The organism is Leptospira gomenensis, from assembly GCF_004770155.1.
GTDB classification, from domain to species: domain Bacteria; phylum Spirochaetota; class Leptospiria; order Leptospirales; family Leptospiraceae; genus Leptospira; species Leptospira gomenensis.
Genome location: NZ_RQFA01000010.1, coordinates 33,877 through 58,122, shown reverse-complemented (window position 1 = coordinate 58,122; position 24,246 = coordinate 33,877). Strand labels below are relative to the sequence as shown.

Below are 24,246 nucleotides of genomic sequence, written 5' to 3'. Positions count from 1 at the left end.
ACTTCAAGAAACACGAGTGCACGGCGCGGGATACGAGTTCGGGGCGGCTTGTGACGTAGGTCTTTACGTCGTACATTCATTGGATTCGAAACGAGGGAAGAGTTTCGACTAACGGAGATTATTTGGATTTTTTCTTGGTCGATTCCGGCTCGAGTCCTTTGCGAAAAATTTTCGAGACTTCTTTGATGGTGGCTTGGATTTCCGCTGGAGGAATTTTATACACACATTGACCCATAAAACCTAAAGCAAACGTAAGAGCGGAAATCGCATAAGCAACCGATTTTAAATCCGCCTTGGGATCTATCTTCCCGGCTTTTTTGAATTTTTCCAACTCGGCAGTGAACTCTGGAATCGCTTTGGTATAAATCTTTTTGTGTATGATTTGACTCACTTCCGGATCAAGGATGATCTGACTCACCGCAACCTTCATAAAATCCTCTGCCTCATGAAAGTCTCTGCACTTGCCGGACATGGAATACTGAAGACTTGCTTCCAAGTCTTGGTAACTTTCCTGATTTTTTGAGGTGGAGCGGGAAGAGGACTCTTCCGATTTGATATCCTCTGCTCTGGTGAGGATCGCTTCCAAAAGACCTTTTTTATTTCCGAAGTACCGAAAGATTAAGGCTTCGTTTGCGTTTGCAAGTTTGGCAATATCTTTTGTGTTTGCAGCGTCATATCCTTTTTTTGCGAACACTTGAATGGCCGCTAAAAGGATGGCTGTTTCGGTGGCGGCCCGATCCCGTTTTCGAATGACGGTCTCACACGATTCCTCTTCTTTTAAGGAATTGGTTTCCGTTACCTTTGATCGAGCCGATTTCATTTTGATCCCCATGAAAGTTATAACCGTTATAGTGTCACTCATTATTTCCCGAGAACCCCGAATGAACGGAAACTCTGCGTGAACGGATAATAAGTAAGCATAATTTATTGACCGATTTCGGATTAAAAGTCACCGGTTCGTCGATTCGACCCCGGTCCGTATTTTTTCGTTCAGCGCATTCATATCGATTGTCAAATCCCTCCGATTTTTAGACGATTGAAATAAGTAAGTAAGTAATTACATATTTTAAATGCGAAACGTTTGAAAATTCAACTCCAAAAATAGATTTACCGTCGGTTTCCAAAAAAGCCTTAGTAGTCAAGTTTCCAGCAAATCTTTGTCGAACGTGCGAAAGGAAGTCCTCATCGCTACGATTCTTTTCCTTTTGTCCGTTCTATTTTTATTTCCGAATCTCTGGTCCAGGGAGGTGCTTTCGCACGGAGACGAAGAGATGCACATCGGACGATCCGCGAGAGTATTCAAACAGGAGAAATACTTTTTCCCAGGTTCCGAAGGGTTTAAGAATTTATACAAACCGCCGCTTCTGTTCTGGGCGCGAATCTCGTCTGATCTCGCATTCGGAATGAGTCTCTCCGCGGAGAGACTTCCTCTTTATTGTTGTTTGCCGGTACCGAAATACTGATCTATTTCGCGTTGCGCCTCTCCCGAATCGGGACGTTCTATTCCGCGATGACGGCGTCGGGATATTTACTTACGCTCGGGGAAATCAAGTTCGCAAGATTGGTAATGATGGAAGCGATGATGACCTTCCTCTTACGTTATCCGTCTTTCTATTGCTCGTTTATTTTAAGAATCGAAACCGATCGTTTATCATCGCGGCCGCCTTGGTATCGGAAATCGCATGTATGGTAAAGGGTCCGTTGTTCCAAGTGTATTCCGGGACGGTCCTCGCTAACTGGGCGTTCGTCCATGCGTTCCAATTTCTGACCTCCGGGGAAGGGCCGGGCAAAAACGATTTTATAGAATGATCTCGGATCAATTTCTGTTTCACTTTATAGCGTCATCCGTTCCTGCTCGAGACGATGTCGAAATCGATATTCAAAATTTATTATGGATTCGGAGGGATGACGGGCAGGGGCATCTTTTTTCAGCGTTAACCGTAACATTGATACTCGATTTTCCCAACAGAAAAGATAATTATTATATTCTACCGCTCATTCCTCTGGCGTTCATCGGTGTCGGATTATGTTATTCGCGTAAGGATCCGGAATCTCTAACGGGTCCGCTTTCGAGGAATTTTATTTTTCTTATGATCCTTTCGATCGTGTTAAGGCACGGGAAAATGAATCTGGATTTCCGTACCGGGCGGGAGGCTTGGGACGAAGTTTACCGGGTCGTATTCGCAAATCTGATCGGCGCGTTTCGGATGACCCGAAAAAAATAAGATCTTGTATAAGATAATTCTAATTCTTGTCCCGGGGAGCGGTTGTATGTTCTATCTCCGGATGGAATTGATTCCTTCGATCGATCTGCCGGACGTGCATAGGACGGGAGAAAAGCGCGAGAGTAGGAATCTCTGTGTGATCTCCGCAAATCCCTGGGATATCCGGAAAATAAATTTAGAATATCGTGAAATACGAATGTATCAGGGTTGGTGCGATAGAATTAATTTTACCGGTCGAAAGGATCGGATCCCGATCCGGCCTTCGCCGAAGCCGAAAAAATCGCCGTGTTCTTTTTGAAAAAGACCCGAAATCGAAACACGATGATGAGCCGAACCGCACTTTGACTGATCCGAAGCGCGCCGATTTACGGTATTCTAATATTCGCCGCGGTTGTGATCGCGGTCAAATACGGACGGATCTCTCGAAAGAACGAAACGTTCTATTCGTCCGAATCGAATGGGATTCGACTGAAATATTGTACGAAACTACCGGATGGTTAACGGAGATGTTCCCGGGAATGGCGGTGGCGGAACAAACGGGAAGATCGGAGAATTCCAGCCTGCACGGATTCAGAAAACGTTTCGACAAAGTGCGGGCGTGTTCGAACGGAATCGAAATCGCAACCTGCAAAACCGTGTTTGGTCCGATGTACTCGAAGGCGGATTGAAAAAATACTACTGAACTATTGAACCTGTTTGTAGAATCGTTTTACCTTTTCCACGTATTTCTGCGTTTCCTTGTAGGGAGGAATTCCGCCGTAACGATCTACGGCTCCCGGTCCGGCGTTGTATGCGGCGAGGGCATGATCCAGATTTTTATACTTGTGCAAAAGGTCGCTCAGAAACTTGGTTCCGCCCGCGACGTTTTCGGCCGGGTCGGAAGGATCGTCCACTCCCAACAAATCCGCAGTGGAAGGCATCAACTGCATAAGACCGATCGCTCCTTTGGGAGAAACCGCGTCCGTTTTAAAACCGGATTCCGCCTTGATCACGCTTTGAACGAGCGCTGGATCGAGCCGATTTTTTTCCGATTCTTTGCGAATGATTTCGGCTAACGTAGGTTCCACACCTTTGAGTTCCCCTCTTGAATTACGGTTCCCGGACCAATCGAATGTTTCGTGCGAAGTTTCCTTTGTGGAAGAGGCGCGGTCTTTTGCGGATTGAAGGATCGAATCGAACTCGGAGGCGGGTTTCGCGGCGGGCGAAGAAGACGTTTCCGGAGCGAATCGTTCGGGAAGTCGTTCGATTTCCCGGATTCTTCGCAGGATCGTTTGTACGGTTTCTAACTCTTCGATCTTCATATTATGTCTCTCGGCATAAATCCGGAAATGGATGAATCTTTTTTCTTTTTGTCCAAAACAAGGGATTCTTGAAAAATCCGTGGCTTTCTAAATACTGCTCCCTGTGATCGAAATCGCAGTAACTTCCAGAATTTCCGCGTTCCCGATCGTTTACGCGAAATCGAGAGGCTTTTTTGAAAAGGAAGGACTGGCGGTTCAAATCCGAATTTTGGAAAGTTACGACGCGATTCTCGCGTTTTTGACGACGGGCAAAATGGAAGCGGGAGAGATTCCGTTCACCACATGGCTCGATCTTCATCTCAAAAAAACGGCACCGAACAAGTCGATCTACCGGGGAATGATCCTTTCGAGGATGATCCATTCCTTCTATTCTCGATTCAACTCGAGTACGGATTCCATTTTGGACGGAACTCCGTATCTCATACCCGTATTACAAAACAATTCCGTGGATAAACTGCTCGCGACGGAATTCCTTCGTTCCAATCGGTTCCGCAAAAAGATCACGTATTCCTTCATACTTTCAAGACCGACGCTTCTCGAATACGAATTCTCCCAGACGAGTACGCTGGGTTTGATCGGTTCCGTGCAGGAATCTCATTTTCTCAACAACGGGTTTCGCATCTCGGAGGGAAGGGATCTGCCGCCGTATCGTCTTCCCGTAAATATGCTCGCGTTTTCCGGAAAGTTCACCCGTACGAATCCGGACCGAGTCAACAAGATCCAATCCGCGTTGACCCGTGCCATTCAATCCCTCATCGAGAACACGAGCGGTTCCACCGAACACGCCATTCAGGAAACCGTTCCGGAGTTCAAGATAGAAGCGGATCAACTCCACTATTTCTTCAAACAACCGTCGCAGGATCTCCGGGAGATGTTGTCCGCTCAAGCCGATCCGGAGGAGTTGGAATATCTCGGTAAAATTTACTGGAGATCGATGGATCATTTTTCCGATCCTCCCGCCGTCTTGTCCGAAGCGTTGCAACTGGCGGCCCGGGAACCGATCCCGGAATATCCGTCCGCGTTCGGAGCCAGAAAAACCGCTCTGATGGAGGAACAGTTTGCGAGTAAGGACGAGTCGGCCAAACTTCTGCAAAAAGCCGGGGAAAGAAAGGAAATGGGGGATTTGGTTTCCGATCTGCAAAACCTCCTTCTCAACATATACAATTCCAAAAAAACGTTACGCCTCGCTTCCCTTCCGTTGAAGGGAAACGCATCCGCGATCCGAAGCGGAGTCAATTCCATCTTGGATTATCTGTTTCAGGAGATCCGTTATAAGGAACTGCATACCGTCGCGATCGAAAACGTCATGATGATGCAGGAATTGGAAATGGACAAAATCCGGATGGAACTCCAGTTTTCCGAGGACCGGTTCAATTATCTGTTCGAATTTTCCCCGATTCCGGTAATTCTTTTGGATTCCGTGTCCGGAACATTGATCGCAGGGAATTATAATTTCCGAAGTCTTACCGGATACAGCAAGGACAGCGTGACCGATCTCCGTTTGGAGGACCTTTTTCAGGGACTCAACGAAATGAGCGAATGGTCTTCTTCCTCCAAAACCGCGGAGACGATGTTGCGTGTCGATCAGGCCAGGATGCGATTGCGCGATAAATCGGAGATGGAGGTTTCTTTGAGCATCACCGCATTGTTCGAACGCGCGAGAAAAAACTATCTCGTCCATATCCTCTACGATTCCGAAAAGAAGGAAATCGAACAGGCCAAACACGAATTCATTTCCAATATCAGTCACGAACTCCGTTCTCCGATGACGAACATACAGGGATATTTCGAACTCATCCGGACCGAACTGAACTCCAGTCTGACCGGAGAACAGGAAAGTATGTTGGACGTGATCGAAAAGAACATCAAACGTCTCAATCATCTCATCGAAAACCTACTCAAGTTCGAGGAAGTGCGCGGAGAAGACAATTCGGGTCTGATCGAAAATTTCGATCCGGCTTCCGTCATCGAAGAGGTGGTCTATTCGAACGGACCTTCCGCTAAGGAAAAGGGATTGGAGGTGAAGTTGTCTCTCGTCAAAAAATTGAAAGTGCGCGGAATACGATTCGAATTTTCGCAGGTGATCACCAATCTTTTCGTAAACGCGATCAAATATACCGAAAAGGGAAGTATAGAAATCAGAATGATCGATTCCGATTCCGGAAAACTCGAAATACAGATCCAGGATACGGGTGTGGGAATCGACCCGAAATACATCGAAAAGGTGTTCGAACGTTTTTTCCGGATTCCAGACGATCGCAACAAACGGATCGGAGGCACTGGATTGGGTTTGCCCATCTCGCGGACCATTCTTCATAAGATGAACGGAGAAATTCGATTGGAATCGCGTGTAAATGGTGGAAGCAATTTCAGGATTTTTTTACCCTTACAAACTACATGAAACGCATTTTTATCTTCGCACCGATCGCAGTCGTATTGACTTCGCTTTTGTATTTCGTTTTCTTCGGCGACGATATCGTTTCTTCCAAAAACCGGGAAGACGAAACCTTACGAAGCGGTTTGAGCAAACGAACCGTAGTTCTTGAAGAGGAATCCATGTTCGAATCCGGAACCTTTCTGGATTTTTCCGGATCGGCGGAACCGGAAACCACCGCGCAAAACGAAACGGACGCAAACTCGGACGCGGATTCGGAAAAAAGGAAAGTCGGCGGAATCCAGGGACTTTCTCCGGAAGAAAAGGAGAAACTCAGAAAAGAGATGATCCAAAGAGCCAAACCTCTTGCGGAACGGTTCCCGAACAACGCTCTCATCCCTCGTGAACTCGGCAAGGAACAGGAAGAAAAACGGAAAAAAGAAGAGGAACGGATGGGAGAAATCCGTGCCGCATTGTTGGAAGGACGCGAAGTTCCCAAATCGGAGATGTCATTTTATCTGGAAACGAAAATCAAACGATCGGACGATATGACCGAAATTCTGTCGTACGGTCTCAAACTTTTTAAGGAAAATCCTCGGAACAATTATCCGGCCGCTTCCTTGACGACGATCGAAGAACGTCTGTCTTCCCTGCAAAAAAGTAAAGACGAACTTCTTTCGGCCAAAAAGAATCTGGAACAAACTCCGTAACGGAAACTACGTATCGTAGAAAACGAAAGGTGTCAAAGCGGTGTCGCATAACGCGCTCCAATCACCCGGAAAAAGATCTGTTATGAACGAAATCGAAAAGGAACTCGAACGGGTGAAGGTTCTGGCGGATTGTCTGGAATTGTTCTCCCGTTTGTACGGAGACGACATCACCTTAGAACGCGCTCTCTCCGAGGTCTTGGGAAAATTGTCCAAGCAGTCCGCGAGTATATACGGACAGGCCTGGATTCATCGTCCCGCTTCCGGCGGTTTTTTTCTGGAAACCGATCGTATATTCTACGAAGAAGTATCCGCATCCGTTTTAAAAACCGAAGGTCCGAACGAGGAAAAAGGAAACCGATCCGCTCCTTCGTCCGCTTCCCTATTGGCAATACGGACGATCGAACGTATCGTATGGAAATCATCCTATAACGACGATTATGCGGTGCCTCCCCTCGCGGCGGATCGTATCCGTTCCGTGTTGACGGTTCCCATTCTCGCGGACAACTCGCACATAGGAACGTTGTTGTTGTATTCTTCGTCCGATTCTCCCGAGGAAGTGGAAACCCTCGGGGCGTATCTCGATTGTGTCGTACGTCATCTGGGAAGTTTGATCGCCGAAAAGAATACGAGACGTTCCTTACGCGAAAGCGAAAGTAGAATGAGGAAGGTCCTCGAAAACATGCCCATACTTTTTATGGCGGTGGACGAATCCTTTCGTCTCGTGTCTTGGAATCACGAATGCGAACGAGTTATGGGATATTCGCAGGCGGAAGTCATCGGGAAAGATGATTTCCTAAGGGAAAAATTATTCCGCGAGTCGGGAGTTTCCGCCGCACGCAAAATGGATGCCACGATCTTCGATTCCGATTTTAAAAACTGGGAATTGGAACTTCTCGCCAAAGACGGAAAAACGAAGACGATATTTCTCTCCAATCTATCTTCCGAGTTTCCTTTGCCCGGCTGGGAGAAGTGGTTCGTAGGAGTTGACATCACTCACACGAAGGAGATAGAACGCGAGTTGAAGGGATCGCTCAAGGAGCTTTCGGATTTTCAAACCGCGTTAAACGCCGTTTCGATCGTCGCGTTTACGGACCGCGCCGGAACGATCATATACGTGAATCAGAATTTTTGTAATATCAGCGGATATTCCCGCGACGAACTTCTGGGACAGAATCATCGGATCATCAACTCCGGTTATCATTCCAAGGAGTTCTTCCGGGAACTTTGGAGTACGATCTCCAAAGGAAAAATATGGAAGGGAGAGATCAAGAACAAGGCCAAAGACGGAAGATTCTATTGGGTCGATACGACGATTTCTCCGATCCTGGATGAAAACGGAAAACCGTATCAGTATTTGGCGATCCGCAACGATATCACCGAACGAAAGGAAACGGAAGAGAAGGCGAGACACGCTGAAAACAACCTCAAAACATTGCAGGATCGTATGAGTCCTCATTTTCTTTTCAACACGTTGAGCATCATTCATTCCTATCTTCAGACCAATCCTTCTATGGCGGATTCCGCGATCCTGATGCTCGCGGACAACTATCGTTTTTTGACGGATCACGCCAACAAACAACTCGTGTCCTTCGACGTGGAATGGGAATTTATGGAGAACTATCTTCAACTTCTCAAACTCAGATTCTCCGATTTTCTGGATGTGCGTGTCGAAAAGATCGGAAATTTCTCCAAGTGTACGCTGCCGCCGTTGACGTTGCAACCCATCGTGGAAAATTCCTATCTTCACGGATTGAGAAACAAAAAAGGAAAGGGGACTATCTGGGTTCGTGCGTTCTTGGAAGGGACTAAAACGTTCATCGTAGTTCGCGACGACGGAGTCGGATTAAAGGACGAAAATATACATTCAAGAACTCTTATGAATATATCCGAACGATTGAAATTTTATCTTTACGAATCGGAAGTGAAGATCGAAAATCATCCGGAAGGAGGAGCGGTAGTGACCGTTACCTTCGACAATCGTAAAAACGAGGAATTGCCGGATCTCCAGAATTATGACCGAAACAATTAAGGAATGGAAAACCTTCATCGTGGAAGACGAGGCGCCCACTCGCGAGCTTCTCGTCAACTTCTGTCTTTCGCGTCCCGAGTTGAAACTAGTCAAGGTCGCAAAGGACGGAGAGGACGCATTGGAATATCTTCTCAACGAAGAGGTGGATCTGGCTTTTTTCGACATCAATCTTCCTCTGTTGTCCGGGCTGGAAATTTTGGAACGACTGGAAACTCCACCATACGTCATCTTCATTACCGCGCTTAGGGACAAAGCCATCGACGCGTTCGAAATGGGAGCGATCGATTATCTTTTAAAGCCGTTTTCCAAGGACAGATTTTATAAGGCCGTCGATCGAGCCGTTCAGTTTTTGGATCGTAAAACCGAAGAGCCGACCGTCAAAAACGTGTTTAACGAACACGGGCTTTTTATCCTCGAAAAGGAGAATCATTTTCTCATTCCGTATAAGGAGATAAACTACATCTCGTCGAGGGACAATTTCAGCCTCATTCATACGGATTCGAGGGAATACGTAACGTATAAATCCTTAAAGAGTCTGGAAACGAAACTTCCTCCCACTCGTTTTCTGCGTATCTATAAACAATACATCATCAATCTCGAGAAGTTATCGCACCTCCACAGCGACAACATGGGAAACTACACCGTTTATCTCAAGGACGAAGACGAAACACAGTTGCCCGTAGGAAGAAAATACATCTCCAAGATGAAGGAGCTTTTGTGACTTAAGTAACGAAATCCTTCCCATTTCGCCTAACGCACTGTAAGCGAAAAAAGAAAAACGCCGCTCCTTCATTTTCACCCTTTCAGTTTACCGAAAACCCCATACGTTCGCAATATCCCCCGTCGCCGATTGACCGGTTTCCGACCCCGGGTTAGTATGTTTTCCGTCCGATCCGAAGTAAGCTGCGGATCCTCCGTTTAAAAACGGAAGGTCGGTTCGTCGCGATGAAAAGAGAAATTGTAACCAAAACATTGGCCGTTCGTGTGAACCGCGTGGATATCAAGGGCAATCTGAGCCTCCCCGAAAGTGCGACCTTGCTCGTCATCCTGGTTGTGGGGGAGAACAACGAAAAATATCTGGAACGTTTCGATCGACTGGGAGCGAACCTAAACGAAAACGGAATCGCCACTTTCGTATTATCCGAGTTGTTGACCGGGGACGAAAGGAGGATTTCCGCCAACCGTTTCGACGAATCCTTATTGGCGGATCGATTGATAGGAATCACTCGTCAACTGCGATCAAATCCCGAAACGAAGGAATTAAAATTCGCTTATTTAGGATTATCGAATATAGCGGAAAGAATATTTCGGGCCGCCTCGTCTTTAAAGGGCGAAATCGAAAGTATCGCTTTGATCGGAGACGGATTGTTGCCTTTGAACATCGTCTTCAGCGACGTGTCCGTGTTGAATATCCTAGGAGCGTTGGATTTCCGCGGAATCGAAACCAACCGAATCATTCTGAATCGGATGGATACTCCGTTAAAACGTTTGTATCAAATACCGGGATCGCCCAGTCACTTCGACGAACCGCAGAAATGGGGCCTTGTTTCGGACGCGGTGTTACGTTGGTTTGCGGATCCAAAAAGGAGAATTCTGGAGTTCGCGGAATGAAGGAATATTTCATCGACTCGTCCCGGACGGGATCGTGATCGGAACGATCGAAGTTGTGGGAGCCGAAGTCGAAAAGGATCGACCGGGACTGTGAAAGTCCCGGCTTCGGTTTATACGTTTATTTTTTAATCGGACAAGTGCTGATTCCTAAAACGGTATACAGAGGGCACCAACCCAAAAGGCCCGTCGCCAACGGAATAAGACCGAAGATCATCATACCGGTGCCAAATCCTCCGCCAGTCCAATAACCGAAAACCATCAGTCCGACTCCCGCCGCAACTCTCAAAATTCTATCGATTGTTCCTTCGTTTACTTGCATATTACTAACTCCTTTTATTCTTATATTGGAACCTAAAAACGATGCGATTCACAACCGATTTCGCGGAAATCGAAAACTGATTTTTATCATCTCCCGATTGTTCTCGATTTTTCTCCTCTAAATCCGCAGAAAACCTGCCCAATCCGCCGCAAATCCCTTCACCCATTGACGAAAGGGGAGGATTGGGATAAGAATAATACAATTCCTAAAGGAAGGAGAAACCCAATGACAGCCCTAAAAAAGACCATCGCGCCGATTTCGAAAACAACAAGAACGGAACAAAAGGAACCGTTGCGTTTGGTGCCGTCCTCGGGTTTACCGTTTCAGGATAAAAAAAACGGATTCTATCAAAAAGGACAGATCTTGTTTCAGGAAGGGGAAACTTCGCCCGGATTTTACGTCGTCGTAAAAGGTTCCGTACGATCTTACCGCGCTTCCAAAACCGCCGACAAGCAACAAACATTCAGAATTCATTATGAAGGCAGTTGGGTCGGACTGCGCGATTCCATCGGGGGAGGAACCTACCTTCACAACGCGGTCGCGCTCGAAGACACGGAGGTTCAGTTCGTGTCCGAATCCGAATTCCGTCTTTTGTTACAAACCGATTCCGAATTTAGAAATCTCGCATTCGACAAAATGGCGACGGAAAGTAGGGAAGCGGAGAATAAGATCTATTCTATGGGAACGCGTCACGTGCACGCGCAGGTTTCCGAATATCTATTGGAGCGTATGCGGGAAGAAGGCTCCGAGATCGAACTTCCTTTCACCCGAGAAGTGATGGCGTCGATCATCGGCGTCACCACGGAAACTCTCGTACGAACCCTATCCGATTTGAAGTGCAGGGGCTGGATCGAAATCGATAAAAAAAGGATCAGCGTGCGCGATCCCGATTCTCTGGCGAGGTTATTGGATTAAACGCAACGCGATAGAGTGTCTATGTCGGTTTATTACGGCGGGAATCGAAGGAAAAGCCGTTTCGATTTCGGCTAACGTTTGAGCCTTTTAGTTTTTTTCTTGGCTTTCGCCTTTCCTTTTTTTGCGATCTTCTTTTTTTTCGGAGAGGATTTTTTAGCGGAGGATTTTCGTTTGAGACCGGGGAGTTCCATACCTGAGACCGTATACGCGAGTTCGATCAGTTCCTCCAAACCTAAAACCTCCATGATATGGAGATTTTTCTCGAACCCTAAAGCCCTCAGAAACGTAAGAAGGTTCCGTACGCCGAACGCTTCGATCAAACGCGGAATTTCCCCCACGCCTCGTTTTCGGATCCAAATCCCCGCTTGTTGCGGAGTCAATTCCCGAACCACCGGAATCAGTTCCGTCGGCGGGACACGGAGCGAAAGTTCGACGAAATTCTGTACTCCCACTTCGTTTAACAAATCTACGGCTTTTAGCGCTCCAATGTTCTTGAGAAGCTCCGCGGAATTTTCCCTTCCGGTTTTCAGGGACATTTCCGCGATGTCCGAGGCCGCGATCGACGTGGAAAGTAGAACCAGATCGTCCATCGGAATGCTGTTTGCGAAATAAGCGACGTCCTGCGGTTTGACTGTGGACAAAAGTGTCACGAGAATTTCTTCGGGAATTCTATTTAAGAATTCTATAATAGTCTTTTCGTCCAGATTCTGGCTGATAAAAAGGAGGGTTTTGTGATCCACCTTTTCCGAAAGAGAATACAGTTTTTCGTAACCTAAGGACCGAAACAGCTGAAAGGATTTTCCCGTACCCAGTTTATCGAGATATTCGAGAGCCTTTCCGATCTGATTGATCACTTTTTTCATTCAAGCACGTCCTCGAGTAAACCGGATAAAAGCCCGGTCAGCGGTTTTTGTCTGTGGATCGCGAGGACGTTTTGCGCGACGTTATGCGAAATCGAATCGCGAAGACTTCGATATTCCTCTTCGGAATAACCGAAAAATTCCTTCAACGTCTCTCCGGGATATTCGTTCAAAACGGAATCGCGGAAGTTGCCGTAAAACGTCTCCAGACTTTTTTCCAGGAGCGGATCTTTGGAAACCGCGTCCCTCAATTTCTCCAGTCGTTTCCTCAAATCGGTCGTTTCCCAATGACCTAAATCTCCGAAACCGGAATTAAAAAGAATCCGTAACGTGTTGTGGATCAACGTTTTGCCCGCTTCGCTTTCGGAAGAGGACTGAAGCACTTCCGCCATCCGTTCCGTAAAGCCGGGAAGGAACGCGGATAAAAAACCGGAGATCTGTTTTTCGAAACCGGCGGCTTGAAACACGCCCGCGAGAGGATTCAATTTTTTATTGAATTCGACCAGGAGTTTTTCCAAACCTCCGGAAAACATCCCCTGGATTTCCTTTTGATTCAGGATCTTCATCAGAAAAATTTTGGAAGGCGCCGCGATCGAACCGGAGGCCAATTCCAGGAGCGCTTCCTGAGTTTCCACGCTCATCGCCTCCGAAACCGAAGAGAAGGGGAGGATCGACTTCGGATCCAAACCGTCTACGATATGACGTAGTTTATCCTCGGGGAGTCGGATTCCCGCGATCGGTTCGAGGGAAATCGAGATTTTATCCGGCAATAATTCCTTGAGCGTGGAATCGAATAAAAAATCCAAAATTCTCGCCGCGCTTGTTCGAATTTTTGCCGGGTCTTCGAGCCAGGTTTTTGCCGCGGAAGTGTATCGTTTTTTAGGGGAAAAAAAACTGTTCCAGAGTCCCATGAGCGATTCTTAATCCTTGTTCAAGAGAGCGTAAGAAGGATTTTGTCCAATTCTGTTTTGTGGAACGTTAGTTGATTCGCGTGATATTGGAACGTGTTCTTTTTGATCAGATTTTTGACGTCCCCTTCCTTGTGTTTCAGTTTATCGGTTCCTAATACGTTTCCGTTTCCGTCCAGACGGAGAAGTTTGTGATCTAATCCTTTTTTTATAATATTCTGAAACGCTTCCTCGATATGGGAGGAAAAAAGTTTGCCGGAGACATGGATGTCTTTCCCTTTTTTCTTAAGTTCTTCCGCGACGATTTGAAGACGTTTGAAAAGAATCTCCTTGCTGGTCGAGGTTTCCGAACCGAGTTGAAGAAGAATCGCGGAAAGAAGATTGCCCGAAGTGGCGACGTAGTTTTTACCCAATCTTTCCTTGACGATGTTGGCGACCTCGTCGCTTTCCGCCGTTTCGGAGACGTCGAAGTTGTCTCCGTACGCGATATGAAGCTGGGTTTTTTTGGCGGAAAGATAGTCGTAGGTCAAAGTGAAGGAGATGAAATGTACGTCCCGAATTTTAGTTCGGATAAAATAAACCCCCTTTTTTATCTGATTGAGATAACCGTCGTGATTGAACGTGCCTTCCGGAAACATAAAAAGATTCCGACCGGAACGCACCCGTTCCACAAGCGCGGACCATTCCTGATCCACCATATTTCTAAGTTCCCCTTTTTTCAAAAGTTCGCGCGCGTTGTCGCGGAAGGGACGTTTCACCGGAAAACAACCGATGTAATCGAGAAAGACCGGAATGACGTTGGATTTGTCGATCAGATGAAGGATGAATTTGAGCATTCCTTTGGGTCGGAATTCCTTCACGAGAAAGTTTTTTTGAAGGATATCCTCGCGCGCCGGAATCGCGAACTTGATTTTAGGATGAACGTTTTTATGAATCGCGGCGAGCGCGGGAACGTCGCCTTCTTCGACGTGGTTTCCTATGATAACGGTGGGATACGGAGCGCGAAGGATTTTGTCTCGATTGGAATCGGAAAAATATTCCTCGATCGAATCGAAAAGAATTCCACGAGTTTTATAAACGAGGTCGATCAATCGATCGTAGGTTTTCGTGGAATAAACGATGTTTGTCGGAAGGGAAGATTCGGAAGTGGAAGATGTCTCGGACATGCTGGCCTTGTGCTGTTGGTTTTAAGAAGAATTTCGAATACAAGTAAGACTAAGAAAGAGAGAGTTTCTAGTCTACCACAATCCGAGGAATCGATTCGCTGATCCGCGTTACCGTTTCGTAATTGATCGTGTGCGTGCGATCCGCCATATCGTCCGCGGTTACGGATTCCTCCCCGTCTTTGCCTAAAACGGTGACGACACTTCCCACTTCCGCACCGGGAATGTGAGTGACGTCGAGCATGCTCATATTCATGCAGATCCTTCCCAAAATCCGCGCCCGTTTTCCTAGAACCAACATATCTCCGTTGCTCGAAAGTTTCCGATCCAGGCCCTCGTAGTAACCGATCGGTACGACGGCGACCTTCGTGGGATACGTCGTCTGGAACGTGGAGCCGTAGCCAATAAAACTGTTCGCCGGATGATTTTGTACGTGTACGATTCTGGTTTTCCAACTCAAAACCGGATCCAACCGAAAGTCCTTATTGCCCGAAAGATGAAGCGAAAGTCTCGTCTGCATACTCGGCCAAAGACCGTAAAGGGAGATCCCGATCCGCGTCATTTCGTAGTGCGCGTCCGGAAACAACATCGTCGAAGCGGAGGCGCACGCGTGTCGGATTAAATTTTTGAACCCGAAGGCTCCTGCCGTCACTACCGCTTCTTCGAACTTACGGATTTGCATTAGGGAATACTTATGTTCTAAAACGTCTTCGGTGCTCGCAAAGTGTGTGCAGATTCCATCGGGAACGATTCCCGAATCCTTTAACTCCGATAAAACGGCGCGCAGCGAATCGTCGTGTGTGCCCAGTCTACCCATACCCGTGTCCACTTTGAGATGAAGTTTCGGAGCGGGGACTAAGGAGGAAAGAATTCTCGCCGTTTCGATTCTGGAGAAAACGACGTGAAACGCGGAATCGGCTAACGTGTCCTTGTGTTCGGAAGGATTTTGGATTTCTCCCATAATCAGGATTTCGATCGAAGGGAATAGATTACGAATCCGTAAAGCCTCTTCGAGGGAATTGACGCCGAAACGGGTAACACCTTCGGCGACACAAAGACGAGCCATCGTCTCCAAACCGTGACCGTACGCGTTCGATTTGAGAACGGCCGTAAGAACCGAACCCGAACGGAGGACGGACCGAAAACTATTCAGATTTGTGCGAAGCGCCCGTTTGGAGATTTCCACCCAGGAAGAGGCAATTTCTTTCATCGAATACCACCGAAGACCTTGCGCCCAGAATTAAAGTCTTGCAAATTCTTCCCATAGTTTTTTATTTACTGGATTGGAAAACCGACGTTCTTCGAACACAACTTACCAGAGGCCCGAATGAAATACAAGGTAGTACAACAATTTCCCGTTCCTTTAAAAGATCTATTGAAGGCCAGAGAAGATCGATACAAATATCTGGATAAGTTCCCCGAGTTGAAAAACGTGGAGCTGCTCGAAGAAAAAAAGGACGGCAAGTTTATCTATCAAAAGCGCAAGGTAAAACTCGCTGAATCCATGCCGAAGGTCTTGGCCGCTTTGTTGTCCGATCCGTCCTTATTGGAAAACTCCACATTCGATTTGGAAACCAATACTCACGAGTTCACCCTTGCGCCACCCGGCAACGAAAACATCGTCACGATCCGCGGAGTTTCCGTGTACAAGGAACTGGGTCCGGATCAATCGGAAAGAAGTTACGACGTGGAGGTCAAATCCGGAGTGTTTTTGATGGGCGCCGCGATCGAAGCGGTCATTGAAGAAGTGCACAAACATTCTTTGGAAAAGGACAAACATTCCATTTCGGAATTTCTCAATTCGTATCAATCCTAACGGGTCGTCGCAAGCTCTACGACGCAACCCGAAGACGGCTTGGCTCATCTCGAAGACGACCGGAAACGGGGGAGTTCCCACGTTTTCAAAATCCGACCGTTTCCGAAGCAAGTTTTGCGGGAACGATCGGACAACCGGCCTCGCAAAACGCAGACCAAGCCGATTCCGACCTTTTCGCTGAAAGTCAAATCGGTTCCAAACGATTCTATCGAACCGAGCCGGAGTCGGATTTTTTGTTTTGTGCGGATTCCAGGAGAAGCCGTTCTTCCGTTTCCCCGAAAACCCCCTGGGAAAGAAACAGAATCTCGTCCGAAGCGTTTCGAATTCCCCAAAAACCTTTTCCAGCCGAAAGCAGTGGAATTTTCTCGCTCAAGCGATCGTCCAGAAGAACGGCCTCATAACGCTCTTTTTGCGTTGTTTCTTCGATTCGTGTAAAAAGAAAACGATCTTGGATCGTAGCCGAGGATTCGAACTTCTTCCGGATCGATTCACAATCCGAACAAAAGGACGGCTCCACAAGAAAAAGGATCCGCTTACCTTCCGTTTCCGCCCGTTCGATCAAAGAAGATTCCGGAATCGTCAACCAAGGGCTTTCCGGCGACGATTCCGCGGAACCGATTCGACGTAGAGTGGACCAAACGGCGACCAACAAGACAAACGAAGAAAGTAAGGCGATCTTGAGGGGAATATGGATCTTTCTTTGTATCATTTTTGTTACAGAGGAAACGAAAGAAGGGGATTCTTCTTTCGTCAAAAATAATCCGATTCTAAAACGGCCCTCTTTGTTCGGAAACAATTCCAAAAAAATAAAATAAAATTTACAGTCAGGGTTGACAAAAAAATATAGTAAAAATCATTCTCGATTCTTAATCTAATTGTTCTTCTGGAGGTGCCGAGGAGTTGAACGCATTGGGAAAACATGTGATCGCCGAGTTTTACGACTGCGATTACGAAACCATTAACAACCACGAGTTAGTTGAGGACATCATGTTAAAGTCCGTAGACCTGTCAGGTGCCACGACGATTAAGTCGGTTTTTCATAGGTTCAGTCCGTTTGGAGTGAGCGGCGTGGTTGTTGTTAGTGAGTCCCATTTTGCGATTCATACCTGGCCCGAATACGGCTACTGTGCCGTGGACGTGTTTACCTGTGGGGATCTCATCGATAACCAGGCAGCCCTGGATTATCTGAAAGAGAAATTTGGCTCGAAGAGCATTTCCGTCGTGGAAATGAAACGTGGTGTATTGAACTTAGGCGTAGACCTTCATCACAAGCCAGTTGGGAATTAAAGTCTCCACCCAAAAATCCCAAATGTTTATAAGCGGATCCATTTCTTCGCTCTCGGGCGGAGAACACCCTTATTTTATTAGCAGAGAGAGGTAAAGACGATGAGTCTGAAAACCAGAGAATCCCAAAAATTAGTAACCCGTTTTTCTTATCTCAGAAGTTCTCTTGAGATTCAAACCTCCGATTCAGGAGAAACGTACCTCTCTACCAGAGAACGGATTCCTGCCGGCGAGGTCGTAGCCGTTTGGGGAGGAAAGGCGGTTCATAAAAACGAACTGGCCGGACTTTCCGGATTGGCGACTCCGCACCGAGTCAACCGGGACTTTTATCTCGTGTCTCCGTTGCACGATGACGGAATCGATTCCATCAATTTAATCCGTCAAAAAGAGGACGCAAATTGCGGGTATCAAGGGGATATCACCTTGGTCGCTCTGCGGGACATCTCTGCGGGTGAGGAAATTTCCTTTCATCCGGCGATGCACTCCGAAGAACTCGCTTTGTCTTCCGGAAATGCGGCGGACGGATTTCGCTCCCGTTTTCACAAGCACTTCCCGACCTACATTCAGTCGCAGATCGACACAAACGAAGAATTGAAAGTTCACCCGGCCTTTGTAAACGGCGCTTGGGGACTGTTGACTTCCATCGATCTCGAAAACTGCGATCCGGGTTTAATCCGAGACGCGGACGCGATCAAACGGTACGTGATAGAACTTTGTGATCTGATCGAAATGAAACGTTTCGGCGAAACCGTAGTGGTTCACTTCGGGGAAGACGAAAGAGTGGCGGGTTATTCTATGTTTCAGTTGATCGAAACGTCCTGTATTTCGGCGCACTTTGCAAACGATACCAATACTTCGTACATCGATATTTTCTCTTGTAAGTCTTACGATCCGAAAGTGGCTTCCGAGTTTACCCGTACATTTTTCCAGGGCGGCGCGATGAGACTCACCGTGACCAACCGCTTCTAAGGAAAATTGATGGAACTCTGGTTAGACGAAGCATTAGAACTTAAAAACGGCCGCGCACTCAAGATCAAGGTAAAGGAGTTTCTGCATTCCAGAACGACTCCTTTTCAAAAGATCGACGTATTCGAATCCGAAGGTTTCGGAAGAATGTTCACTCTGGACGGAGTGGTCATGATGACCGAAGCCGATGAGTTTGCGTATCACGAGATGATCGTTCACGTTCCTATGATGAGTCACCCGAACCCGGAAAAGGTTTTGGTGATCGGAGGAGGAGACGGGGGAACGGTCCGTGAAGTGCTCAAACATCCTTCCGTAAAGGAAGTTCACCTCTGCGAAATCGACAAAGGTGTGATCGACGTTTGTTACGAATACTTTCCCGAAATCGCGAACGCGATGAAGGATCCTCGCGTAAAACACGCCTACGAAGACGGCGCAAAATACGTAAAAGATTATCAGAATTATTTCGATTGTATCATGGTTGATTCTTCCGATCCGGTGGGTCCTGCGGAAGTTCTTTTTAAACGACCTTTCTACGAAACGATGGCCAATTGTTTGAAAGAAGGCGGGATCTGCACTACACAAGGAGAAAGTTTTTACTATCACGGACCGATCATTCGCGAGTTGTTCAACTTCATTCCCGAGATCTTCAATCACTGCGGTTATTATTACACCGTGGTTCCGACCTATCCTTCCGGAATCATCGGGTTTACGTATTGTTCGAAAGGTCCCGATCCGTATACGGTAGTCCCCGATCCGAAACGGGTTCCGCAAGGTCTGAAATATTATTCTGCCGAAATGCACAAGGCTGCCTTCGTGCTTCCTCAGTTTGCGCAGAAACATATCGTCCGTAAATAAATACTTTCGTCCGGGGAGGAATGATGAGTTTCCAAAGTAAGTTCCTTACCCGGAGCAGAGAGTTGCGCTCTCTCCTTTGTGTCGGACTCGATCCGGACGATTCCAAACTACCCGAAATCGTAAAACGAAGTCCGGAACCGCTCTTTCATTTTTGTAGAGAAATCATAGATGCGACCGCTCCCTACGCGGTGGCTTATAAGCCGAATATCGCGTTCTTCGAAGTGTTCGGATCTTCGGGAATCCGTCAGTTCGAAAAAACGATCGGACATCTAAAAAGCAATTATCCTAATATACCGATCGTAGCCGACGTAAAACGCGGAGACCTCGATAATACGGCGAGGCAGTACGCACGTTACTATTTCGGCGACTTGCGCGTGGACAGCGTCACTCTTTCCCCTTATATGGGGCTTGATTCCGCGCGTCCTTTTTTAGAATATCAAGATCATCTAATATTCTGGCTCTGTCTCACTTCCAACCCGGATGCGTCGCAGTTTCAGAAAAAACGTTTTTCGGAAACCGGCAGAACCCTATACGAAGAAGTCGCTTACGTATCACGAACGGTTTCTCCGCAGAACTTAGGGTTCGTAGTCGGAGCAACGAATCCGGGAGAACTTGATACTCTTCGAAAACAAAATCCAGATCGTATCTTTTTGATCCCGGGATTCGGAGCGCAAGGGGCGAAGTTGGAGGATCTGTTGCCGGTATGCGGTCCTTTGTCCCTGATTAATTCCTCTCGGGGAATTCACTTCGCTTCGAACGGTTCCGATTTCGCTTCGAGGGCGGGGCAGGAAGCGGAAAAAATCCACCGTCAGATGCAAGCGCAGTTTAGTAATTTATAATATACTTCGTTCTGCGCCTGCCTTACGTCGTCTTATAACGGTTTTTCCTCGTTCATCGGAGCGGGGGGTTCTTTTTTCTCCTCGGTCGGGAGTTTCGTTTCCTCCTCAGCCTCGGTCTCTTTTTCCTTTTCGGTGGTGATTGTCTTCGTTTCTTCGCTCGACGTTTCCTTGATCTCTTCGGAAACGTTTCGCTTTTCCTCTGCGTTCACGGAATCCGGCTGCTCTGGTTTTACTTCCGCCGGTCCGTTTCCTCCGAAGTAAAAGCCTACGCCCACCATCCCGGAATATTCGTTGTAATGCGTCCGGATATCTCTCGCGTTATAACGGTTGATCGCACTTCCTTCCGCCTCCGTAAAGACGTAAAATCGATCGAAGTTCAAACGCAACCCTAGACGACCAAAACCTCGATACGAAGCTCTCGCGTCGAAACCGGTCGTTCCCGCACCGATCGAAAGATACGGGTCGAAGGTTCTGCCGGGACGAAAGTGGAACGTGGGACCCAAATCCAAAAACGTAAGATCGAAACGATCTCTCGCCTCGATCGTTTGCTGCGAAAAATCGCCGCGAAAAACGGTTTCCCTCAAAAAAGTTCCGCTGCCGAGATATTGCGCGACCGCGTATTCTTCGATGTGTCGATCCTTCGGTTCGAAATCCATTTTGAAATAGGAGCGCGTGACTCCGAATTCGAATCCGAAATAACGGGGATTGTATTCCGCCGAAAGTCGATAAACGTTGGTCTTGCCCTTGTTTTCGCCGAAATTCGTTTCTTGCGCGCGCCCGATTCCTCCGCCCGCCTTCAAAGTCCAAGGTGCAAATTGGGAATACGTGGTGTCCTTATTCGCGTCCGCGTAAGTCGAAACCGCCGGTGTCGCCGAAAGAACCGAACATATTAGTAAAATAAAATATTCTTTTTTCAAAAGTCTTTACCTCTTATTCGCGACCTAGGACCTACGGTTTTGCGGAAGAGGTTCGTCGAATCGGCATGGACTTCGTTTTAGCAGGATCGAAATATAAATGAGTATTTCTAAATTCTAGAAAGATAGCACTATTGAGAATATTATAATTTTCTATAATTAAATCTGGATTCATTCCCCTGCGGACAATGATATGCAGCGTGGGAAGGATTTGTTGCCGCGACTCGAGGATGGGACCGAAGAGTAAAAAAATCGGTTCCTGCTTGTTGTGAAAATTTTTCCGAGTGGAATTCCAACCTTTGGAATCGAAATTGGAAAAGAAAAGGGAATCGTTTAAACGCGAAACGGGAGTTCGTTTTTTGGAACACGGAGTATGGGAATTACTGGAGAAGTTGGTCTCGCTTTACGGAGGGGTCGGATTGGCGATCGTTTCCTTTCTTGCGGCGACGATTCTCCCGTTTAGTTCCGAAGCGGCCTTGGTTTTCGCCGTGGTTTCGGGAATGCCCGTGAGGGAAGCCGTTTTGTGGGCCTCTTTCGGTAATTGTTGCGCTTGTATGTTCAATTATTCTTTCGGGGTTTGGTTTCGTTCGAAGGTGGAAAGTCGGATCAAAGAATCCCCGATGTACTCGCGCATCGCGGAAAAAATGAAAACGGGGGGACATGCGATTCTTCTTTTTTCCTTTTTGCCCGTTGTTGGCGATCCGATAACAATTCTCTCCGGATTTTTCGGACAACGGATTTCGATCTTTATCGCGACGGTATTCACTCTTCGTATCGTACGCTACATCGTCCTTGCCGTAGGCTTCTCGTAAGTTATACAAATTATTTCCTAAATCGGCAAAACTTGTATCGTAGGTGCTTACAAGTGAAACGAAATCGTAATCGTTCCGTAAGATTTTTTTTTGCATCTAAATTACCGCACACCGTCTATAGATACACGAACAAAAGGAAGTGATTTTTTGAATAAGGTTTTAAAGAGAAAGGTAAGCTCTAAACGTTCCGTTGAACCGATCGACACAAAAAAAAAATCCGTTTCAAAGACGAAAACCGAGTCCGGAAAAAAGAAACTCGCCGTAATCGGAACGGGAATCTCGGGAATGGGTTGCGCTCATTTTTTAAAGGATCGTTACGATCTCACGGTTTATGAAAAAGGATCCTATATCGGAGGACACAGCAATACGGTGGATGTGGACGAGGACGGGACTTCGATTCCGATCGATACGGGTTTTATCGTATTCAATCACGCAACGTATCCGAATCTAAAAAAACTTTTCGAAGAATTGGACGTCCCCACCAAAAAGTCGTCTATGTCCTTCAGCGTACAAAACGTCCCGAGAGGATTGGAATTCTGCGGTTCGGGAATCGGGGGATTATTCGCCCAAAAAAGGAATTGGTTCAATCCGAAATTTTTCCGGCTTCTCTACAACATAAATAGATTCAACGAGGAAGCGCCGAGAATATTAGAAAATCCTAAATATCTAAATCTCACTCTAAGAGACTACGTCGATGAGGCGGGATATCATCCGGATCTTCTCGAAGATTATCTGATTCCGATGAGTTCCGCCGTTTGGTCCACTCCGGACGATAAGATGTCTGAATTCCCGGCATATGCCTTGGTTCGATTCTTTCTCAATCACGGATTTTTGGGTTTAAACACGCAACACCAGTGGTATACGGTGGACGGAGGTTCCCGCGAATACGTCAGACGATTGACGGCCCCTTTCCGCGATCGGATTCGATTGAAGACCGCCGTAACCTCGGTAGAACCGGAAAACGGTAAAGTACGTGTCGTATTAAAAAACGGAGAGTCGAATCTTTTCGATAAGGTCGTTTTAGCCACCCACGCGGATATATCCGTAAAACTTTTGAAAAAACCCACTCCGTTGCAAAAAGAGCTTCTGCGGGAATTCGAATATCAGAAAAACATAGCCACACTCCATACCGATTCCTCTTGTATGCCTAAGACCAAGTCTTGTTGGTCTTCTTGGAATTACCGTATCGAAGAAATGCGCGGTAAAACTGCCTCTTCTACCGTTTATTGGATGAATTCCCTACAGAACGTCTCGCAGAAAAAGGATTATTTCGTTTCGATAAACGATCCGGGTGTTTTGGACCGTAAAAAGATTATTCAAGAAATTGAATATGACCATCCTTTGTTTACTGTAGGTTCTTTAAAAGCGCAGTCCAGATTGGACGAACTCAATAAAGAGGGGAATATACATTTTTGCGGAGCTTATTTTAGGAACGGATTTCACGAGGACGGTTTATGGTCCGCGAAAAACCTCTCGCAAAGCCTACTGGAGAAAGAGGTCCTGCGTTGAATTCATGTATCTTCCGTGCGAACGTAATACACGATCGTACGTTTCCCAAAAAAAACCGGTTCCGATACGGGATCTATACGTTTTGTCTGGATTTGGACGAATTAGAACGGCTCGATTCCGAACTAAAACTTTTCGGATCGGATCGGAGGGCGGTTTTTCGTTTTGCGAGGGAAGATCACCTGGATTACGGTAAATCCTCGGTCCGTGAAAATATTACGGAGTATCTTCGGAAAAACGGAATTTCCGAATCTTTCAAAAGAATATTATTAATTACGAATATACGAGTATTGGGATACGTTTTTAATCCGGTTTCGTTTTATTTCTTTTACGACGAGGCGGACCGGCCGCTCTGCGCCGTTGCCGAAGTCGGAAATACGTTCGGAGAAAGGAAGCCGTATTTTTTGGGAAGGGCAACTTGGGAAAACGGAGCCTTTCGAATGCGGACGGGAAAATTCTTCTACGTTTCTCCCTTTTTGGATCTAAACTCCGAGTTCGAATTCGTCCTAGGATCGCCGGAGGATCGGCTTCATATACGTATCGACGCATTCGAAAACGATCGGAAGGTGATGACCACCGTTTACACGGGAAGTCGAATTCCGTTGAACGACTTAAACCTTTTTTTGATGTTTTTTTATTATCCCTTGGTTACGTTGCGCGTCATAGCTCTCATTCATTGGCAGGCCTTGAAGTTATATCTGAAAGGTCTTCCGTTTATTAGAAAAAACGAAAATATGGATCTGCAAAAAGGAGTTCACTTTGGAAAGAATCACCGATTCTAACGTAAAGATCAGCGAACCTGAAATCGAAGTCCCGTCGTCGGAGGGGGAATCGTTCGG

At 46.8% G+C, this 24,246-nt stretch carries 26 protein-coding genes; 16 read left to right on the top strand and 10 right to left on the bottom strand.

Annotated features, from left to right (window positions below):
- Positions 1-118 precede the first annotated feature (118 nt).
- A complete protein-coding gene (locus EHQ17_RS01470; RefSeq protein ID WP_135591947.1) occupies positions 119-820 on the bottom strand; it encodes a TetR/AcrR family transcriptional regulator in 702 nt (233 codons plus the stop codon).
- Between the two features lie 802 nt (positions 821-1,622).
- Complete coding sequence (locus tag EHQ17_RS01465) at positions 1,623-1,832, bottom strand: hypothetical protein (RefSeq protein WP_135591901.1); 210 nt, start codon at positions 1,830-1,832, stop codon at positions 1,623-1,625.
- Positions 1,833-2,090: 258 nt separating this feature from the next.
- On the opposite strand from EHQ17_RS01465, the gene EHQ17_RS20235 reads away from it, so the two are divergent.
- Both EHQ17_RS20235 and EHQ17_RS19675 read left to right on the top strand, forming a co-directional pair.
- Positions 2,091-2,225: a hypothetical protein gene (locus EHQ17_RS20235; protein ID WP_281276414.1), complete on the top strand. Its 135-nt coding sequence runs from the start codon at positions 2,091-2,093 to the stop codon at positions 2,223-2,225.
- 518 nt (positions 2,226-2,743) lie between these two features.
- On the top strand, positions 2,744-2,893 hold the full coding sequence (locus EHQ17_RS19675) for a hypothetical protein (RefSeq protein ID WP_167881249.1): 150 nt from the start codon (positions 2,744-2,746) through the stop codon (positions 2,891-2,893).
- 15 nt (positions 2,894-2,908) lie between these two features.
- Here EHQ17_RS19675 and EHQ17_RS01460 read toward each other — a convergent pair whose 3' ends face one another.
- Positions 2,909-3,559 carry a lytic transglycosylase domain-containing protein gene (locus EHQ17_RS01460; protein ID WP_425460667.1) on the bottom strand — a complete coding sequence of 217 codons (651 nt, stop codon included), beginning with the start codon at positions 3,557-3,559 and terminating at the stop codon, positions 2,909-2,911.
- A gap of 70 nt (positions 3,560-3,629) precedes the next feature.
- Here EHQ17_RS01460 and EHQ17_RS01455 point away from each other — a divergent pair, with 70 nt between their 5' ends.
- The 5 genes from EHQ17_RS01455 to EHQ17_RS01435 all read left to right on the top strand — a co-directional run bounded on the left by EHQ17_RS01455 (position 3,630) and on the right by EHQ17_RS01435 (position 10,250).
- Positions 3,630-5,927 carry an ATP-binding protein gene (locus EHQ17_RS01455; protein WP_167881248.1) on the top strand — a complete coding sequence of 766 codons (2,298 nt, stop codon included), beginning with the start codon at positions 3,630-3,632 and terminating at the stop codon, positions 5,925-5,927.
- On the top strand, positions 5,924-6,610 hold the full coding sequence (locus EHQ17_RS01450; RefSeq protein WP_135591907.1) for an LIC_20245 family lipoprotein: 687 nt from the start codon (positions 5,924-5,926) through the stop codon (positions 6,608-6,610). Before EHQ17_RS01455 ends, EHQ17_RS01450 begins: the two co-directional genes overlap by 4 nt.
- Positions 6,611-6,692: 82 nt before the next feature.
- On the top strand, positions 6,693-8,639 hold the full coding sequence (locus EHQ17_RS01445; RefSeq protein WP_135591909.1) for a PAS domain S-box protein: 1,947 nt from the start codon (positions 6,693-6,695) through the stop codon (positions 8,637-8,639).
- A complete protein-coding gene (locus tag EHQ17_RS01440) occupies positions 8,623-9,360 on the top strand; it encodes a LytR/AlgR family response regulator transcription factor (RefSeq protein WP_135591911.1) in 738 nt (245 codons plus the stop codon). Before EHQ17_RS01445 ends, EHQ17_RS01440 begins: the two co-directional genes overlap by 17 nt.
- Before the next feature lie 224 nt (positions 9,361-9,584).
- Complete coding sequence (locus EHQ17_RS01435) at positions 9,585-10,250, top strand: dienelactone hydrolase (protein WP_135591913.1); 666 nt, start codon at positions 9,585-9,587, stop codon at positions 10,248-10,250.
- Positions 10,251-10,368: 118 nt separating this feature from the next.
- Here the strand turns inward: EHQ17_RS01435 and EHQ17_RS01430 are convergent, their stop codons facing one another.
- A complete protein-coding gene (locus EHQ17_RS01430; protein ID WP_135591915.1) occupies positions 10,369-10,569 on the bottom strand; it encodes a YgaP family membrane protein in 201 nt (66 codons plus the stop codon).
- Between the two features lie 225 nt (positions 10,570-10,794).
- Here EHQ17_RS01430 and EHQ17_RS01425 point away from each other — a divergent pair, with 225 nt between their 5' ends.
- A complete protein-coding gene (locus tag EHQ17_RS01425) occupies positions 10,795-11,484 on the top strand; it encodes a Crp/Fnr family transcriptional regulator (protein WP_135591917.1) in 690 nt (229 codons plus the stop codon).
- Between the two features lie 71 nt (positions 11,485-11,555).
- Here EHQ17_RS01425 and EHQ17_RS01420 read toward each other — a convergent pair whose 3' ends face one another.
- From EHQ17_RS01420 to alr, 4 genes are all read right to left on the bottom strand, one after another.
- Positions 11,556-12,347 carry a hypothetical protein gene (locus EHQ17_RS01420; protein ID WP_135591919.1) on the bottom strand — a complete coding sequence of 264 codons (792 nt, stop codon included), beginning with the start codon at positions 12,345-12,347 and terminating at the stop codon, positions 11,556-11,558.
- The gene (locus EHQ17_RS01415; RefSeq protein ID WP_135591921.1) at positions 12,344-13,255 is read right to left on the bottom strand and encodes a hypothetical protein; all 912 of its coding nucleotides are present in this window, start codon (positions 13,253-13,255) and stop codon (positions 12,344-12,346) included. The genes EHQ17_RS01420 and EHQ17_RS01415 overlap by 4 nt, the downstream gene beginning before the upstream one ends.
- A 20-nt stretch (positions 13,256-13,275) precedes the next feature.
- The gene (locus EHQ17_RS01410) at positions 13,276-14,418 is read right to left on the bottom strand and encodes a 1-acyl-sn-glycerol-3-phosphate acyltransferase (protein ID WP_135591923.1); all 1,143 of its coding nucleotides are present in this window, start codon (positions 14,416-14,418) and stop codon (positions 13,276-13,278) included.
- Between the two features lie 67 nt (positions 14,419-14,485).
- Positions 14,486-15,625 (bottom strand): alanine racemase, encoded by a 1,140-nt coding sequence (alr, locus tag EHQ17_RS01405; protein WP_135591925.1) that lies wholly within the window; start codon positions 15,623-15,625, stop codon positions 14,486-14,488.
- A gap of 117 nt (positions 15,626-15,742) precedes the next feature.
- Between alr and EHQ17_RS01400 the strand changes: the two genes are divergently transcribed.
- A complete protein-coding gene (locus EHQ17_RS01400) occupies positions 15,743-16,231 on the top strand; it encodes a DUF2505 family protein (RefSeq protein ID WP_135591927.1) in 489 nt (162 codons plus the stop codon).
- A 205-nt stretch (positions 16,232-16,436) separates the two neighbouring features.
- On the opposite strand, the gene EHQ17_RS01395 is transcribed toward EHQ17_RS01400, so the two are convergent.
- Entirely contained in the window at positions 16,437-16,985 is a 549-nt protein-coding gene (locus EHQ17_RS01395) for a hypothetical protein (RefSeq protein ID WP_135736121.1), read from the bottom strand.
- Between the two features lie 146 nt (positions 16,986-17,131).
- Between EHQ17_RS01395 and speD the strand changes: the two genes are divergently transcribed.
- The 4 genes from speD to pyrF all read left to right on the top strand — a co-directional run bounded on the left by speD (position 17,132) and on the right by pyrF (position 20,175).
- Positions 17,132-17,518, top strand: coding sequence for an adenosylmethionine decarboxylase (gene speD / locus EHQ17_RS01390; RefSeq protein ID WP_167881247.1), 387 nt, complete (start codon positions 17,132-17,134; stop codon positions 17,516-17,518).
- 99 nt (positions 17,519-17,617) lie between these two features.
- Entirely contained in the window at positions 17,618-18,484 is an 867-nt protein-coding gene (locus tag EHQ17_RS01385) for an S-adenosylmethionine decarboxylase (RefSeq protein WP_135591933.1), read from the top strand.
- Positions 18,485-18,493: 9 nt separating this feature from the next.
- Positions 18,494-19,336 carry a polyamine aminopropyltransferase gene (speE, locus tag EHQ17_RS01380; protein ID WP_135591935.1) on the top strand — a complete coding sequence of 281 codons (843 nt, stop codon included), beginning with the start codon at positions 18,494-18,496 and terminating at the stop codon, positions 19,334-19,336.
- Between the two features lie 23 nt (positions 19,337-19,359).
- Positions 19,360-20,175 carry an orotidine-5'-phosphate decarboxylase gene (pyrF, locus tag EHQ17_RS01375; protein ID WP_135591937.1) on the top strand — a complete coding sequence of 272 codons (816 nt, stop codon included), beginning with the start codon at positions 19,360-19,362 and terminating at the stop codon, positions 20,173-20,175.
- A gap of 32 nt (positions 20,176-20,207) precedes the next feature.
- Here pyrF and EHQ17_RS01370 read toward each other — a convergent pair whose 3' ends face one another.
- Entirely contained in the window at positions 20,208-21,092 is an 885-nt protein-coding gene (locus EHQ17_RS01370) for a hypothetical protein (RefSeq protein WP_135736120.1), read from the bottom strand.
- A 356-nt stretch (positions 21,093-21,448) separates the two neighbouring features.
- On the opposite strand from EHQ17_RS01370, the gene EHQ17_RS01365 reads away from it, so the two are divergent.
- From EHQ17_RS01365 to EHQ17_RS01355, 3 genes are all read left to right on the top strand, one after another.
- On the top strand, positions 21,449-21,901 hold the full coding sequence (locus EHQ17_RS01365) for a YqaA family protein (protein WP_135593321.1): 453 nt from the start codon (positions 21,449-21,451) through the stop codon (positions 21,899-21,901).
- A 198-nt stretch (positions 21,902-22,099) separates the two neighbouring features.
- Positions 22,100-23,410 (top strand): NAD(P)/FAD-dependent oxidoreductase, encoded by a 1,311-nt coding sequence (locus EHQ17_RS01360; protein ID WP_281276468.1) that lies wholly within the window; start codon positions 22,100-22,102, stop codon positions 23,408-23,410.
- A complete protein-coding gene (locus tag EHQ17_RS01355; protein WP_135593108.1) occupies positions 23,356-24,189 on the top strand; it encodes a DUF1365 domain-containing protein in 834 nt (277 codons plus the stop codon). The genes EHQ17_RS01360 and EHQ17_RS01355 overlap by 55 nt, the downstream gene beginning before the upstream one ends.
- Positions 24,190-24,246 lie beyond the last annotated feature (57 nt).

Coding starts and splice junctions, on each gene's coding strand:
- EHQ17_RS01470 (WP_135591947.1), bottom strand. CDS start 820: ATGAAATCGGCTCGATCAAAGGTAACGGAAACCAATTCCTTAAAAGAA.
- EHQ17_RS20235 (WP_281276414.1), top strand. CDS start 2,091: ATGATCCTTTCGATCGTGTTAAGGCACGGGAAAATGAATCTGGATTTC.
- EHQ17_RS19675 (WP_167881249.1), top strand. CDS start 2,744: ATGGCGGTGGCGGAACAAACGGGAAGATCGGAGAATTCCAGCCTGCAC.
- EHQ17_RS01450 (WP_135591907.1), top strand. CDS start 5,924: ATGAAACGCATTTTTATCTTCGCACCGATCGCAGTCGTATTGACTTCG.
- EHQ17_RS01445 (WP_135591909.1), top strand. CDS start 6,693: ATGAACGAAATCGAAAAGGAACTCGAACGGGTGAAGGTTCTGGCGGAT.
- EHQ17_RS01440 (WP_135591911.1), top strand. CDS start 8,623: ATGACCGAAACAATTAAGGAATGGAAAACCTTCATCGTGGAAGACGAG.
- EHQ17_RS01435 (WP_135591913.1), top strand. CDS start 9,585: ATGAAAAGAGAAATTGTAACCAAAACATTGGCCGTTCGTGTGAACCGC.
- EHQ17_RS01430 (WP_135591915.1), bottom strand. CDS start 10,569: ATGCAAGTAAACGAAGGAACAATCGATAGAATTTTGAGAGTTGCGGCG.
- EHQ17_RS01425 (WP_135591917.1), top strand. CDS start 10,795: ATGACAGCCCTAAAAAAGACCATCGCGCCGATTTCGAAAACAACAAGA.
- EHQ17_RS01420 (WP_135591919.1), bottom strand. CDS start 12,347: ATGAAAAAAGTGATCAATCAGATCGGAAAGGCTCTCGAATATCTCGAT.
- EHQ17_RS01415 (WP_135591921.1), bottom strand. CDS start 13,255: ATGGGACTCTGGAACAGTTTTTTTTCCCCTAAAAAACGATACACTTCC.
- EHQ17_RS01410 (WP_135591923.1), bottom strand. CDS start 14,418: ATGTCCGAGACATCTTCCACTTCCGAATCTTCCCTTCCGACAAACATC.
- alr (WP_135591925.1), bottom strand. CDS start 15,625: ATGAAAGAAATTGCCTCTTCCTGGGTGGAAATCTCCAAACGGGCGCTT.
- EHQ17_RS01400 (WP_135591927.1), top strand. CDS start 15,743: ATGAAATACAAGGTAGTACAACAATTTCCCGTTCCTTTAAAAGATCTA.
- EHQ17_RS01385 (WP_135591933.1), top strand. CDS start 17,618: ATGAGTCTGAAAACCAGAGAATCCCAAAAATTAGTAACCCGTTTTTCT.
- speE (WP_135591935.1), top strand. CDS start 18,494: ATGGAACTCTGGTTAGACGAAGCATTAGAACTTAAAAACGGCCGCGCA.
- pyrF (WP_135591937.1), top strand. CDS start 19,360: ATGAGTTTCCAAAGTAAGTTCCTTACCCGGAGCAGAGAGTTGCGCTCT.
- EHQ17_RS01355 (WP_135593108.1), top strand. CDS start 23,356: ATGGTCCGCGAAAAACCTCTCGCAAAGCCTACTGGAGAAAGAGGTCCT.